This is a genomic window from Rhodococcus sp. 21391, from assembly GCF_016772255.1.
GTDB lineage: Bacteria > Actinomycetota > Actinomycetes > Mycobacteriales > Mycobacteriaceae > Rhodococcus_F > Rhodococcus_F opacus.
In genome coordinates, this window is the sequence record NZ_CP063781.1 from 6,086,738 (window position 1) to 6,100,909 (window position 14,172).

The following is a 14,172-nucleotide window of genomic DNA, read 5'->3' on the forward strand; positions in this document are numbered from 1 at the left end:
CCTCACCTGCCGGCCAGACGCAGCAGATGCTCCGTCTCCGGTCCACGAACCAGTTCGGCGGCGACGTCCGGGTCGACCGGGCCGAGCCCGTACGACGGACAGTCCTTGGCGAGCACACACACCCCGCAGGCGGGCTTGCGGGCGTGGCAGACGCGCCTGCCGTGGAAGATCACGCGGTGCGAGAGCAGCGTCCACTCCTTGCGCTCGATCAGCGCGCCGACCGCATGCTCGACCTTGACCGGGTCTTCCTCCTCGGTCCATTTCCAGCGTCGGACGAGCCTCCCGAAGTGGGTGTCGACGGTGATTCCCGGCACATCGAACGCGTTGCCGAGGATCACGTTGGCCGTCTTCCGGCCGATCCCGGGCAGCGTCACGAGGTCCTTCAGATTGCCGGGGACCTCGCCGTCGAAGCGTTCGAGCAGAGCCTGCCCCAGCCCGATCAGTGAGTTCGTCTTGTTGCGGTAGAAGCCCGTGGACCGGATGTATTCCTCGAGTTCGGTGCGTTCGGCCTCCGCGTACGCCTTGGCGTCGGGATAGCGGGCGAACAGCGCCGGCGTCACCATGTTCACCCGCACGTCAGTGCACTGCGCGGAGAGGATGGTCGCGACGGCGAGGTCGAGTGGGGTGGTGAAGTCGAGCTCGCAGTAGACGTGCGGGAAGGCCTCGGCGAGCCGCCGGTTCATTCTCCGGGCGCGCCGGACGAGTCCGATCCGGGTTTCGTCCTGTTTCGCGGCCCGCGAACGGGTGCGTCCACGCACTTCGGAGCCGTCGCTGGGGGTCGCATGCACGGGAACAACTCTACGGATACCCGACCGATCCGAATCGCCGCTGTGTCGCTTCTGAGACATTTCCAGTGTTTACTTCCCGGTATGCAAGGTCTCGCTGTGGTCCTCTTCCCAGTGCTGCTGATGCTGTTTGCGCTGGCAATGGAGCGGGTGGAGTTCAGACTCCGCCGGCTCACGGTTCGTCAGCAAGAGGTGGAAGAGTTCCTCGACCAGGCAAGTCACGACGAAGTGGTCACCCTGGCCCACGAAGGTTTCCCCCACGCATTGGCACGCTTCCATCGACGTCGCAAGGGTCGGTCGGGCTTCGAATCCGACGACGCCGCCGTCACCGAAGTGGGCTCGCGGCGCGCCAGCTGAGCGCTGGGCAGCCCCCGAATCAGCACACCGAAGGACGCATCCCCCGGTTAACTTTTGCGACTTCCGTGGTATCGGTCACTCAGACCGAGCCGTCTCAACGTAGACTTCAGAGCCGTACCTGTTGCACAGCGACACGCCGCGGATCACCGGGGCATCGTCGACATGCAGCAAATCGCGCACAATATGCATACAGACGAACAATATTCCCAAGGAGCCCACGTGGACGACGTCCTGGCAAGAGCCGGCATCTTCCAAGGAGTCGAGCCCTCAGCGGTAGCGGCGCTGACCAAGCAGCTGCAGCCTGTCGACTTCCCCCGCGGACATGTCATCTTCAACGAAGGTGAGCCCGGTGACCGCCTGTACATCATCGTTTCGGGCAAGGTGAAGATCGGCCGCCGCTCGCCGGACGGCCGTGAAAACCTGCTGACGATCATGGGCCCGTCCGACATGTTCGGTGAGCTGTCCATCTTCGACCCGGGTCCGCGTACGTCCACCGCCACGACGGTTACCGAGGTCCGCGCGGTCAGCATGGACCGCGAAGCACTCAAGGCGTGGATCGACCACCGCCCCGAGATCGCCGAACAGCTCCTGCGGGTGCTCGCGCGCCGTCTGCGTCGCACCAACAACAACCTGGCCGACCTCATCTTCACGGACGTCCCCGGTCGTGTCGCCAAGGCGCTGCTGCAGCTCGCGCAGCGTTTCGGCACCCAGGAGGCGGGCTCGCTGCGCGTCACCCACGACCTCACGCAGGAAGAGATCGCCCAGCTCGTCGGCGCTTCCCGTGAGACCGTCAACAAGGCGCTCGCCGACTTCGCTCACCGCGGATGGCTGCGCCTCGAAGGCAAGAGCGTGCTGATCTCCGACTCCGAGCGCCTGGCACGTCGCGCGCGGTAGTCCCGGCACCTACGACTGCGGCCACCCCCTCACAGCGAGGGGGTGGCCGCAGTCGTTTCAGTGACTAGTCGAGGCTGCGCAGGTGGGCGAGCTGCACGTTGACGGACTTCTCCGCCACCGGCCACAACTTCGGGTCGACGTCGGAGTAGACGTGCTCGACCACCTCGCGGACGGAGGGGGTGCCGCCGAGTTCGCCGAGCGCGGCCCGCACCTGGTCGAGTCGCTCCTCGCGATGATCGAGGTACTGCTGCGCGACGACGTTCAGTTCGGGCAGTTCGGGTCCGTGGCCGGGCATCACCCGGTGTCCGGTTCCGAGGTCCAGCAGGCGGCGCAGCGACGACAGGTAGTCGCCGAGGTCGCCGTCCGTGTCGTCGAGCACAGTGGTGCCGCGGCCGAGGATCGTGTCGCCGGTGAGGACGGTGCCCTCACCTTCCACGGCGAAGGACACCGAATCCTTCGTGTGCCCGGGCGTGGCGATCACCGTGAGGGTGAGCCCCGCGACGTCGATGGTCTCGCCGTCCACGAGGGTTTCGCCGCCGCCCCGAAGGAATTCGGGATCCACCGAACGCACGGGCGCACCGGTCAGTTCGAAGAACCGCTGCACTCCCCCGGTGTGGTCGAAATGACGGTGCGTGATCAGCGTCAGCGCGACCGGTCCGAGTGCCGCGACGCGGGCGAGATGCTCCTCGTCGGCGTCACCCGGATCGACCACCACACACTCGTCCCCGCCCGGCGCACGAAGAATCCACGTGTTGGTTCCGTCGAGCGTCATCATGCCGGGATTGTTCTCGAGCATGACCGAGACGATCGGGGTGACCTCCCGCACCTGGGCGTAGGCCGGATGGGCAAGCGTCATGGCACTACGACTCCGGCCGCACTTCGGCGATCAGTTCCACCTCGACGGGTGCGCCGAGCGGCAATTCCGCGACGCCGACGGCCGAACGCGCGTGGGCGCCCGCGTCCCCGAACACCTCACCGAGAAATTCGGAAGCGCCGTTCACAACACCGGGCTGACCGGTGAAACCCTCGGCGGACGCGACGAATCCGACGACCTTCACGATCCGCACCAGCGAGTCGATGCCGACGAGCGCGTCGACCGCCGCCAGCGCGTTGAGTGCGCACGCCCGGGCCGCGGCCTTGGCGTCGTCGTCCGACACGCCGGCACCGAGCTTGCCTGCGATCGTCAGGTTGCCCTCCACGATCGGCAGCTGGCCCGACGTGTAGACGTAGTTGCCGGTGCGCACGGCGGGCACGTAGGCGGCCACCGGCGGAACGACGGACGGCAGCGTGATGCCGAGTTCGGCGAGGCGGGCCGACCAGTTCTGTGTCTCTGCCACGGCCGTCAGCCCTTCGGACGCTTCAGGTACGCGACGTGCTGCTCACCGGTGGGCCCGGGCAGAACCGTCACCAGTTCCCAGCCGTCGGTGCCCCACTGGTCGAGGATCTGCTTGGTCGCATGTGTGAGCAGCGGAACGGTGGCGTACTCCCAGGAAGTCAATTCACTCATGCCGGTGAGCCTATCCCCCGCACATCCCGGCTCCCAGACTTATAGGCTCGACCCGTGGTTGCATCCCCAGACCAGCTCACCCCGACGTGGCCCGAGAAGGCTGCGCGGGCCCGGCTGCACTTCGTCTCCGGAAAGGGCGGCACCGGAAAGTCCACGGTGGCCGCCGCGTTGGCTCTCGCGCTGGCCGAGGGTGGGCGTCGCGTGTTGCTGGTGGAAGTCGAGGGCCGGCAGGGGATCGCCCAGCTCTTCGACGTGCCCCCGTTGCCGCCGCAGGAGACGAAAGTCGCGGCCGCCGAGGGCGGCGGGGAGGTCATGGCGCTGGCCATCGACATCGAGACCGCGTTCCTCGAATATCTCGAGATGTTCTACAACCTCGGCTTCGCCGGGCGTGCGATGCGCAAGTTCGGTGCCATCGAGTTCGCCACCACCATCGCGCCGGGGCTTCGGGACGTGCTGCTGACCGGCAAGATCAAGGAATGTGTGGTGCGCACCGACAAGTCCGGCAAGCGGGTGTACGACGCCGTCGTCGTCGATGCGCCGCCGACCGGGCGGATCGGCAATTTCCTCGACGTGACGAAGGCGATGGCGGACCTCGCGAAGGGCGGACCGGTGCGTTCGCAGAGTGAGGGCGTGGTGCGCCTGCTGCATTCGGACGAGACCGTCGTCCACCTCGTGACGCTGCTCGAGGCGCTTCCGGTTCAGGAGACCACCGACGCCGCAGAGGAACTGGTCCGCGCCGATCTGCGGCTGGGCACCATCGTGGTGAACCGCACCAGCCCGCAGTTCCTGCCCGCCGGGACGCTGGCCGACGCCGCGAAGGGCCGTATCGATGCCGAGGCCATCCGGTCCGGACTGCAGAAATGCGGGATTACCCTCGACGACGACGATTTCGCCGGGTTGCTCACCGAGACGATCGAGCACGCGTCCGTCCTCGAAGCACAGGAGGAGAGTGCCGGAGCGCTCAGCGAAGTGGACGGGGCGCGGTTGCACCTGCCGTCCCTCGCCGACGGTGTCGACCTGGGTGGGCTGTACGAACTCGCCGAATATCTGACGGAACAGGGTGTCCGATGACCCAGACAACTGAACACGAGCGTCGCCACACCGCTGCCGCTCTCGACGTCGCGGGAATTCTGGAGAACAGGGCCACGCGGATCGTCGTGTGCTGTGGCGCGGGTGGCGTCGGCAAGACCACCACGGCCGCATCGCTGGCACTGCGCGCGGCGGAGCAGGGCCGAAAAGTGGTCGTGCTGACCATCGACCCGGCGCGCCGGCTCGCGCAGGCACTGGGCGTCGCGGAACTCGACAACTCACCGCAGCCCGTGCAACTCGGACCGGGCGCGACGGGCGAACTGCACGCCATGATGCTCAACATGCGTCGCACGTTCGACGAGATGGTGATCGAGCACTCCACACCCGAGAAGGCGGAGCAGATTCTCGCGAACCCCTTCTATCAGACCGTCGCCACCTCGTTCTCGGGCACGCAGGAGTACATGGCGATGGAGAAGCTGGGGCAGCTCGCGTCCAGCGACAAATGGGACCTGGTGATCGTCGACACCCCGCCGTCCCGCAACGCCCTGGACTTCCTCGACGCACCCCAGCGCCTGGGCGCATTCCTCGACGGGCGCATGATCCGGTTGCTCACCGCGCCGGGTCGCGGTCTCACCCGGCTCGTCACCGGGGCGATGGGCCTGGCACTGCGTGGCGTCTCCACCATCGTGGGCAGTCAGATGCTGTCGGACGCCTCGAGTTTCGTGCAGTCACTGGACTCGATGTTCGGCGGTTTCCGGGAAAGAGCCACGCGCACTTACGAATTGCTCCGGCAGCCGGGCACGAAGTTTCTGGTGATCGCGGCAGCGGAGCCTGATGCACTGCGGGAGGCGGCGTTCTTCGTCGACCGGCTCGCGGGCGACGAGATGCCGCTCGCGGGTCTCATCCTGAATCGGACGCACCCCACTCTCAGTTCCCTGCCGGCCGATCACGCGGTCACTGCTGCCGACCAACTCGGGGACCAAGACCCCCTCACCACTGCTGTACTGCGGATCCACGCCCATCGGGCGGTGATCGCCAAGCGTGAGGTCCAACTGCTGAGCCGGTTCACGGCCGCCCACCCACGGGTACCGATCGTCGGCGTGCCCTCGCTGCCGTTCGAGGTGTCGGACCTCGAGGCCTTGAGAGCGGTAGGTGACCAGCTCACCCGCACGAGCTGATCAGCTCTGCCGGAGAACCGGTCACCGCCGGTGTCTTGCCTGTCTGCGAATCAGATACCGAACGTCAGACAGCGGACTGGTGCTGCCGCTGAGCTTCGAAGAAATCGGACCATGATTCCACCTCGGGGTGCTGCTTGAGCAACGCCCGGCGCTGACGTTCCGTCATGCCACCCCACACGCCGAACTCGACACGATTGTCGAGAGCATCGGCTCCGCACTGCATCAGGACCGGGCAATGCCGGCAAATGGTTGCGGCCTTGCGCTGTGCTGCGCCGCGTACAAAGAGTTGATCGGGATCGACTTCCCGGCAACGGGCCTGGGTGACCCAGGCGATTCGCGCTTCTGCTTGCTCGACGTCCAGACGGCTGGTTGGGGTGGTCATGTGCATTCGTTTCCCCTCTTCGAGTCTGCGCAACCCAGCACCTAGCACGCCGAGGCTGCACCACATAAGCGATGGGGTGTTATCTCCATCACACTGTTCCAACAATTTAGGTAAAGAAACCGCAACGCGCAAGACGAAGAACATGCTTTTTTGGTACGCCCGTCCATACCCCGTGCTCAGGGCATTTTCCTGGCCGAATTCCGCGCCCAACCAGCGCACCCGCAGACCCCACGTACTCTGTAGATCGTGTCGATTGCAAAAACAGTGGGGAAGCTCGCGGGATCCTCCGCCTTGGCAGGAGTGCTCCTCGCCGGCGTGATGTTTCCGCTCGCCGGCGGGTTCGGTTACGCCTCCAACAGGGCGGCTGACACCGTCGACAACGTCTCCGCGGAACTGGTCGAAGGAACGGTTCCCGCGGTCTCGACGATGGTGGACTCGGCGGGCAATCCCATCGCGTGGCTGTACGACCAGCGGCGCTTCGAAGTGCCCAGCGAAAAGATCTCCAACGAGATGAAGCTCGCCATCGTCTCCGTCGAGGACCGCCGGTTCCCCGAGCACAAGGGCGTCGACTGGCAGGGCACGATGCGCGCCTTCCTGACCAACACCACGAGCGGTGAGGTGCAGCAGGGCGCGTCCACCCTCGACCAGCAGTATGTGAAGAATTACCAGCTGCTCGTCGTTGCCAAGACCGACGCCGAACGCCGGGCGGCGATCGAGACGACGCCCGCCCGCAAGATCCGCGAGATCCGGATGGCGCTGACCCTCGACAAGGAACTCACCAAGGACGAGATCCTCACCCGCTACCTCAACCTGGTTCCGTTCGGCAACGCCTCGTTCGGCATCCAGGACGCCGCACAGACCTACTTCGGCATCGACGCGTCCGAACTGAACACGCAGCAGTCCGCGATGCTCGCGGGCATGGTGCAGTCGAGTTCGGCTCTGAACCCGTACACGAATCCCGATGGCGTCCTCGAACGACGCAACGTGGTTCTCGACACGATGATCTCGAACATTCCCGAGCGCGCCGCCGAACTCCGGCAGCTCAAGGAGACGCCCCTCGGCGTGCTGCCCGAGCCCAACCGGCTGCCCCGCGGGTGCATCGCGGCCGGCGACCGCGGCTTCTTCTGCGACTACGCCCTGCAGTACCTGGCCAACGCCGGCATCAGCCGCGAGCAGATCGACAAGGGCGGCTACCTGATCAAGACGACGCTCGACCCCGCGGTCCAGGCGTCGACGAAGGCGGCACTCAGCGCGAACGCCAGCCCGGGGCTCGACGGCATCGCGAACGTCATGAACGTGGTCCAGCCCGGCCAGGATTCGCACCGGATCCTCGCGATGGGCAGCAGCCGCACCTACGGCCTCGACGCGAACGCCAACGAGACCGTGCAGGCGCAGCCGTACTCACTGGCCGGTCACGGCGCCGGGTCGATCTTCAAGATCTTTACGACGGCCGCCGCGATGGAGAAGGGCCTCGGCACGAACGCCATCCTGGACGTGCCCGGGCGGTTCGAGGCCCGGGGCATGGGTAGCGGTGGTGCACGAGGCTGCCCCGCGTCCACGTACTGCGTCGAGAACGCAGGCAAGTACCCGGCGGCACTGTCGGTGACGGACGCCCTGGCGCAGTCCCCCAACACCGCGTTCGTCAAGCTGATCCAGGCGACCGGCGTCGCCCCCACCGTCGACATGGCGGTGCGGCTGGGTCTGCGCTCGTACGCCCAGCCCGGCACGTCGGGATTCGACGACCGCAGCATGGCCGACTTCCAGAAGGATCAGAACCTGGGTTCGTTCACCCTCGGTCCCACGTGGATCAATCCGCTGGAACTGTCGAATGTCGCGGCGACGCTCGCCTCGCACGGCAAGTGGTGCCCGCCCACCCCCATCGATTCGGTGTTCGACCGTGAAGGCAAGCCCGTCTCGGTCACCCAGCAGGCCTGCGAGCAGGTGGTCGAACCCGGCCTCGCGGACACGCTCACCAACGCCATGAGCAAGGACGACAAGCCCGGTGGCACGTCCGCCGGGGCGGCGGGCAGCGTCGGCTGGACGCTGCCGATGGCAGGTAAGACGGGTACCACGGAATCCCACATGTCCTCGGGCTTCCTCGGATTCACCAACAACTTCGCCGCCGCCGTCTACGTGTTCGGCGACTCGCCGACACCGGGTGAGATCTGTTCGGCCCCGCTGAGGCCGTGTGGCGACGGCAACCTGTTCGGTGGAAACGAACCGGCGCGGACCTGGTACGCGGCGATGAACCCCATCGCCAACAACTTCGGGCCGACGACGCTGCCGCCGGTCGACCAGAAATACGCGCGGGGTTCGCAGAACGGTCAGGTTCCGGACGTCACCGGCCTGAGCCAGTCGGCCGCGACGTCCCGTCTGCAGGGTGCGGGGTTCACCGTGAACGCGGTCACCACCGCGTCGCAGGCGGCCAAGGGGACGGTCACGAGCGCATCGCCGTCCGGTTCGGCCATTCCGGGGTCGACCATCACGATCTACGTCAGCGACGGATCGGTGAAGGCCGCTCCTCCGCAGGCGCCGGCTCAGGGGATCCCCGTTCCGCCCATCCAGCTGCCCGGCCTGCCGCCGATCCAGTTGCCGCCCATACCCCGGTAACCATCGGTGAGTGGGAAGGTGTGGCGACGCACGCTTTCCCACTCACCTCGGGAAGTCAGAGGCGGGACTTCACCGCGTGCGAGAGCCGCGAACCGTCGGCTTTGCCGCCCGCGAGTGCGCCGGCGGCCTTCATGACCTGCCCCATCTGACGCATGCCGGGACGCTCACCGATCTCCTCGGCCACCTGAGCGATCGCGGTGTCGACGACGTCGACCAGTTCCGCGTCGGTCAGCGGCGTCGGGAGGTACTCGTCGATGATCTGCGCCTCGGCCCGCTCCTGCGCTGCCAGCTCACCTCGACCGTTCTCGGTGTAGATCTCGGCGGACTCGCCGCGCTTCTTCGACTCCTTCGCGAGGACCTTCAGCACCTCGTCGTCGGTGAGCTCGCGAGCTTCCTTGCCGGAGACCTCTTCGGTCTGCACGGCGGCCATCAGCATGCGGATGGTGGCGGTGCGCAGCGAATCCTTGGCCTTCATGGCGGCCGTCATGTCGGAGCGCAGTCTTGCTTTCAGTGAATCTGGCATGGGCGAAACGCTACGCGCCCCGATTCGTCCACTGCATCTCGATTGCGCTCATCAGTATCCTGGAAGAGTGTCTGACGAGTTCCGTGCCAACCTGACCCGCGCCGCCCTGGGTACGGCGGGTGCCGCCGCCCTCGGCATCGGCTACGCCTCGCTCATCGAGCGCAATGCGTTCGCGCTGCGCGAGGTCACTATGCCGGTACTCCAACCCGGGTCGTCGACGCTCCGCGTGCTGCACATCAGCGACCTGCACATGATGCCCGGACAGCGGCTGAAACAGAACTGGCTGCGGGAACTGGACAACCTCGACCCCGACCTCGTCGTGAACACCGGCGACAACCTGTCGCACCAGCGGGCGGTGCCCGCAGTGGTCCAGGCACTGGGGAATCTGCTCGCCCGGCCCGGACTGTTCGTCTTCGGCAGCAACGACTACTTCGCGCCCAAGCCGAAGAACCCGCTCAAGTACTTCCGCAAGGAACACAAGCGCGTCCTCGGCGAGCCGCTGCCGTGGGGCGACCTGCGGGCCGCGTTCACCGAGCGCGGCTGGTTCGACGTCACGCACGTCCGCCGCGACCTCGAGGTGTCGGGTGTCCGGATCGCGTCGGCCGGAGTCGACGATCCGCACCTCAAGCGCGACCGGTACGACACGATCGCCGGTCCGCCCAATCCGCTGGCCGATCTCCGGCTGGGCATCACCCACTCGCCCGAACCGCGGGTGCTCGACCGGTTCGCGGACGACGGCTACGACCTCGTGCTGGCGGGCCACACGCACGGCGGTCAGCTGTGCCTGCCGTTCTACGGCGCGCTGGTCACCAACTGCGACATCGACCGTTCACGGGTGAAGGGTCCGTCCAAGTGGGGTGCACACACCCAGCTGCACGTGTCCGCGGGAATCGGGACGTCGCCGTGGGCGCCCGCCCGCTTCTGCTGCCGCCCCGAGGCGACGCTCCTGACGTTGGTTCCGGCTCAGCGCGGTGGCTCGGACGCCGACGCCGCGCGGGGTCGCGCCGAGTCGTCGGAGAGCACCGTTATACGCAACTGACCAGGGGATTTAATGGTGACTGGTTGGGTAATGTAAGCTAGCCGAGGTTCAACACGGGGTGTGGCGCAGCTTGGTAGCGCGCTTCGTTCGGGACGAAGAGGTCGTGGGTTCAAATCCCGCCACCCCGACAGTGTGAGACACCGAGAAGAGGCCTTGACCGGTTCGCCGGCCAGGGCCTCTTCTGCATGGTGGGGTGTTTCCGTTTGCGGCGACCCCGCGACCATCGGTCCGAAACCTCAGGCTAGCCTCACCTCATGTCTTCGAGGGTCTACGTACGCGCCGGGCTGGTCGCCCTGGCCACCGTCTTTCTCGCCGCCTGCAGCACCACCGACACCGGGTCGTCCGCCGGCAACGCCGACGTCGCCACCGGCGGCCGCCAGTTCGCCACGGCGGACGCCGAGACCGCCAAGCTCGGCACCGACGCCGAACCGGGCGTCTTTCCTCGGACCATCACCCACGCCCTCGGCGAGACCGTCATCGAGAAGAAGCCCGAACGGGTGATCGTCCTCGACGGCGGTGAGCTGGACGACGTGCTCTCCCTGGGAATCACACCCGTCGGACTGGCCAGCCCGGAGAGCGCTGCCGGTCAGCCGTCCTACCTCGCCGACAAGCTGGCCGGGGTGCCGGACGTCGGGACCACCAACAACCTGAACCTCGAGGCGATCTCCGCTCTGCAGCCCGATCTGATCCTGGGCAGCAAGCTGCGCGCCGACAAGCTGTACCCGCAGCTGTCGTCCATCGCGCCGACCGTGTTCGGCATCCGCCCCGGTTTCCCGTGGAAGGAGAACTTCCTGCTGGTCGCCGACGCCCTCGGTGAGGAGACCAAGGCGGAGGAGGTGCTCAACGCCTATCAGACCCGCGCCGACGAGGTCCGGGAGTCCATCACGGGCGAGCCGACGATCTCGCTGGTCCGGTTCATGTCCGGCAAGATCCGCCTGTACGGCAACCTGTCGTTCATCGGCGTCATCCTGAGGGACGTCGGACTTCCGCGTCCGACGGTGCAGAACGTCGACGAACTTGCCGTCGAGGTGAGCCAGGAGACGATCGGTGAGGCGAACGCCGACCGGATCTTCTACTCCAGCTACGGCGCGCCCGAGACCACCGACGAGTCGACCGTGGTCGGCGGTCCGCTGTGGAATCAGATGCAGGCGGTGAAGGACGGCAAGGCCGTGCCCGTGAGCGACGAGACCTGGTTCCTCGCGCTGGGGCCCACCGGGGCGATGATCGTCCTCGACGATCTCGAGAACATGCTCGCGGCCTGAGTCACTGCGGGGCGGGCATGAACGCGTCGTAGATTGCCTGCGGCGCACCGTCGATGGCCCAGATGACCATGAGTCCTACCGCCACCGTGAGGGCGGGCCCGAGCACGACCTTCTCGAAGGGCCCGCCTGCCCGGATGGACAGGAACGACGGGAGCCGGAACTCCCACCACCGTTCCTTCCCGAGCGTGAGGAACGGCGCAAGAAAGGGGACGCCCTCCTTGGTGATGGCGTCCCCGAGGCAGTGGGTGGCGCAGCCGAGGGCCACCGCGACTCCGAGTCCGGTGGAACCGGCCTCGGTGGGATACGACTGCCAGGTGAGCGCGGACAGCACCGCCGCGACCGCCGAAACCGCCAGCCAGCCTTTTTCTTTGGCCAGCTCTCCGGCCAGCCCGCGGAGCGCGAGCCCGAGGCAGACGAACAGCGTCGCGATGATGGCGGGCTTGCCGAACTGGACGACCAGCGCGGACACCCCGGCCCCGATACCCACGGCAAACAGGGCCGTGTGGGTGAGCGTGCGGTGCCCGCCCCGCCGCTTGCCGTCGCGTTTGCCTTTGGTGACGGTGTAGAACCCCAGCGACACCGCATCGACGCCCTTCGCGACGACGTTACTGACCGGACCGAACGAGCGCGAGACCGTGGACTGGCTCGTGTCCAGGTCCGGGAGAAGCGCCGCTCCGGCGCACACCGCCGCGAACGTGAAGGTCTCGGCGGTCGAGGTGGGCCCACCCCAGTCGAGAGGCAGCAGATCTGCCACCGCCAGACCGACAGCCGCACCGGACATTGCATGGGTGGGACCCATCACCATGGAAGACAGCACCTTTCGACCCCGACTCGGGACACGGTCATCCGAGCCGGTGTCCTGACACCGCCCAACCTAGCAACAACATCCGACACACCCGTCACACCCCTGTGAGTACTTCTCAACCACGGGCGGTTGAGAAGTACTCACGGGCGCGAAGCGCAGTGGCGTCCGTCCCCGCTCGAGGTGGATGATGGAAGTGCACTGCGTGCAGTCGGGCGGAGGAGGGTCGTCGTGGAAACTGTGATCGTGTTCGTTCTCGCCGTACTGATCTATTGGTGGGGCCTGCTCTGAGCCTGCCCCACCAACGACATCAGTTCTGGCTCTGCCCTTCCCGGACACCGATTTCCACTCGCTTGCCCAGGTCGGGGTCGACGCTCTTCCAGTAGTCGAAGACCCGCAGCAGAACCGGTTCGCTGACACCGCCGAGCGCGTGGCCGACGATGTTGTTCACCAGGCGGTCGCGTTCGTCGTCGCTCAGGACCTCACGGACGAGCGTGCCCGCCTGCGTGAAATCGCCGTCTTCGGCGTGCTCGATGTAGCCGGCTCGCACGGACTCGCCGTCGAACGCCCACAGGCCCTCGTCGCCGGCGAGCGACGCGTCGGCGTGCGGGCCGCCATACGAGTTCGGCGCGTACACCGGGGTCTCGGGCGAATTGGTGGCGTACCGCATCGCACCGTCCTGCGAGTACGAGTTCACCTGGTTCTTCGGCGCGTTGACCGGCAGCTGCGCGTAGTTGGCGCCGATGCGGTACCGGTGCGCGTCCGCGTAGGAGAAGACCCGTCCCAGCAGCATCTTGTCGGGCGAGAAGCCGATTCCCGGAACGACATTCGACGGCTCGAACGAGGCCTGCTCGATCTGGGCGAAGAAGTTGTCCGGGTTACGGTTGAGGGTCCACTTGCCGACCTCGATCAGCGGGTAGTCCTTCTGCGACCACACCTTGGTGAGGTCGAACGGGTTGAACCGGTACCCCTCGGCCTCGTCGACGGGCATGACCTGAACCTTCAGCGTCCAGCTGGGGAACTCGCCGCGGGCGATCGTGTCGTACAGGTCGGCGCGGTGATGATCGGGGTCGTTGCCGGCGAGGGTGTCGGCCTCGTCCTGCGTGAGGAACTCGATGCCCTGATCGGTCTTGAAGTGGTACTTGACCCAGAACCGCTCGCCGTCGGCGTTGACCCACTGGTACGTGTGCGAGCCGAAACCGTCCATGTGACGCCACGTCTTCGGGATTCCGCGGTCACCCATCAGCCAGGTCACCTGGTGCGCGGACTCGGGCCGCAGCGTCCAGAAGTCCCACTGCATGTTGTGGTCGCGCAGACCGGATCCCGGCAGTCGCTTCTGCGAGTGGATGAAGTCGGGGAACTTGATCGGGTCCTTGATGAAGAAGACGGGCGTGTTGTTGCCGACGAGGTCGTAGTTGCCGTCCTCGGTGTAGAACTTGACGGCGAATCCGCGCGGGTCACGCCAGGTGTCGGGGCTGCCCTGCTCGCCGGCGACGGTGGAGAAGCGCACGAGCGACTCGGTCCTGGCGCCGGGCTGGAACAGAGCGGCCTTCGTGTAGCGGCTCACGTCGTGGGTGACGACCAGTTCGCCGAACGCACCGCCGCCCTTGGCGTGGACGACGCGCTCCGGGACACGCTCACGATTGAACTGGGCGAGCTTCTCGATCAGGTAGTGGTCGTGCAGCAGGATGGGGCCCTGTGTGCCCGCGGTGAGGGATTCGTTGTCGCTGGCGACGGGAATTCCGAAGTTGTTGGTGGTGGCGCGCTGTGTTTCAGGCATGGCAAAGCCTCCAGGTTGCATCGG

The 14,172-nt window shown here is 66.7% G+C and carries 15 protein-coding genes and 1 tRNA gene; 8 read left to right on the forward strand and 8 right to left on the reverse strand.

Translation table 11 applies throughout. The annotated features are described in order from the left end of the window. Window positions 1–2 precede the first annotated feature (2 nt). Window positions 3–848 (reverse strand): endonuclease III, encoded by an 846-nt coding sequence (gene nth, locus GO592_RS28075; RefSeq protein ID WP_050998643.1) that lies wholly within the window; start codon window positions 846–848, stop codon window positions 3–5. 21 nt (window positions 849–869) lie between these two features. On the opposite strand from nth, the gene GO592_RS28080 reads away from it, so the two are divergent. Next, complete coding sequence (locus GO592_RS28080) at window positions 870–1,142, forward strand: hypothetical protein (RefSeq protein WP_082324948.1); 273 nt, start codon at window positions 870–872, stop codon at window positions 1,140–1,142. Window positions 1,143–1,361: 219 nt separating this feature from the next. Next, complete coding sequence (locus GO592_RS28085) at window positions 1,362–2,036, forward strand: Crp/Fnr family transcriptional regulator (protein WP_005256089.1); 675 nt, start codon at window positions 1,362–1,364, stop codon at window positions 2,034–2,036. A gap of 64 nt (window positions 2,037–2,100) precedes the next feature. Here the strand turns inward: GO592_RS28085 and GO592_RS28090 are convergent, their stop codons facing one another. Genes GO592_RS28090 through GO592_RS28100 form a run of 3 tightly spaced genes read right to left on the reverse strand, consistent with a single transcriptional unit; the run spans window position 2,101 to window position 3,543 of the window. Beyond that, window positions 2,101–2,892, reverse strand: coding sequence for an MBL fold metallo-hydrolase (locus GO592_RS28090; protein WP_007298510.1), 792 nt, complete (start codon window positions 2,890–2,892; stop codon window positions 2,101–2,103). A 4-nt stretch (window positions 2,893–2,896) separates the two neighbouring features. Further along, complete coding sequence (locus tag GO592_RS28095) at window positions 2,897–3,373, reverse strand: RidA family protein (protein WP_007298509.1); 477 nt, start codon at window positions 3,371–3,373, stop codon at window positions 2,897–2,899. 5 nt (window positions 3,374–3,378) lie between these two features. Next, entirely contained in the window at window positions 3,379–3,543 is a 165-nt protein-coding gene (locus GO592_RS28100; RefSeq protein ID WP_005248493.1) for a DUF4177 domain-containing protein, read from the reverse strand. 54 nt (window positions 3,544–3,597) lie between these two features. Here GO592_RS28100 and GO592_RS28105 point away from each other — a divergent pair, with 54 nt between their 5' ends. Then, complete coding sequence (locus GO592_RS28105) at window positions 3,598–4,614, forward strand: ArsA-related P-loop ATPase (protein WP_007298508.1); 1,017 nt, start codon at window positions 3,598–3,600, stop codon at window positions 4,612–4,614. Further along, window positions 4,611–5,750, forward strand: a complete 1,140-nt coding sequence (locus tag GO592_RS28110) for an ArsA family ATPase (protein ID WP_007298507.1) — start codon at window positions 4,611–4,613, stop codon at window positions 5,748–5,750. The genes GO592_RS28105 and GO592_RS28110 overlap by 4 nt, the downstream gene beginning before the upstream one ends. A gap of 64 nt (window positions 5,751–5,814) precedes the next feature. Here the strand turns inward: GO592_RS28110 and GO592_RS28115 are convergent, their stop codons facing one another. Then, the gene (locus tag GO592_RS28115) at window positions 5,815–6,138 is read right to left on the reverse strand and encodes a WhiB family transcriptional regulator (protein ID WP_005248496.1); all 324 of its coding nucleotides are present in this window, start codon (window positions 6,136–6,138) and stop codon (window positions 5,815–5,817) included. 258 nt (window positions 6,139–6,396) lie between these two features. On the opposite strand from GO592_RS28115, the gene GO592_RS28120 reads away from it, so the two are divergent. Then, window positions 6,397–8,742 (forward strand): penicillin-binding protein, encoded by a 2,346-nt coding sequence (locus GO592_RS28120; protein ID WP_007298506.1) that lies wholly within the window; start codon window positions 6,397–6,399, stop codon window positions 8,740–8,742. Between the two features lie 55 nt (window positions 8,743–8,797). On the opposite strand, the gene GO592_RS28125 is transcribed toward GO592_RS28120, so the two are convergent. After that, window positions 8,798–9,265 (reverse strand): GatB/YqeY domain-containing protein, encoded by a 468-nt coding sequence (locus GO592_RS28125; protein WP_005248498.1) that lies wholly within the window; start codon window positions 9,263–9,265, stop codon window positions 8,798–8,800. Between the two features lie 67 nt (window positions 9,266–9,332). Between GO592_RS28125 and GO592_RS28130 the strand changes: the two genes are divergently transcribed. The 3 genes from GO592_RS28130 to GO592_RS28140 all read left to right on the forward strand — a co-directional run bounded on the left by GO592_RS28130 (window position 9,333) and on the right by GO592_RS28140 (window position 11,566). Continuing rightward, entirely contained in the window at window positions 9,333–10,304 is a 972-nt protein-coding gene (locus GO592_RS28130; protein WP_007298505.1) for a metallophosphoesterase, read from the forward strand. A 54-nt stretch (window positions 10,305–10,358) separates the two neighbouring features. Further along, a tRNA-Pro gene (locus GO592_RS28135) sits at window positions 10,359–10,432 on the forward strand. 126 nt (window positions 10,433–10,558) lie between these two features. Continuing rightward, window positions 10,559–11,566 carry an ABC transporter substrate-binding protein gene (locus tag GO592_RS28140; protein WP_007298504.1) on the forward strand — a complete coding sequence of 336 codons (1,008 nt, stop codon included), beginning with the start codon at window positions 10,559–10,561 and terminating at the stop codon, window positions 11,564–11,566. 1 nt (window position 11,567) lies between these two features. Here the strand turns inward: GO592_RS28140 and GO592_RS28145 are convergent, their stop codons facing one another. Together GO592_RS28145 and GO592_RS28150 are read right to left on the reverse strand one after the other, a co-directional pair. Next, window positions 11,568–12,371, reverse strand: coding sequence for a metal-dependent hydrolase (locus GO592_RS28145; protein ID WP_005256076.1), 804 nt, complete (start codon window positions 12,369–12,371; stop codon window positions 11,568–11,570). 307 nt (window positions 12,372–12,678) lie between these two features. Continuing rightward, window positions 12,679–14,148 (reverse strand): catalase, encoded by a 1,470-nt coding sequence (locus GO592_RS28150; RefSeq protein WP_005256075.1) that lies wholly within the window; start codon window positions 14,146–14,148, stop codon window positions 12,679–12,681. Window positions 14,149–14,172: the final 24 nt, after the last annotated feature.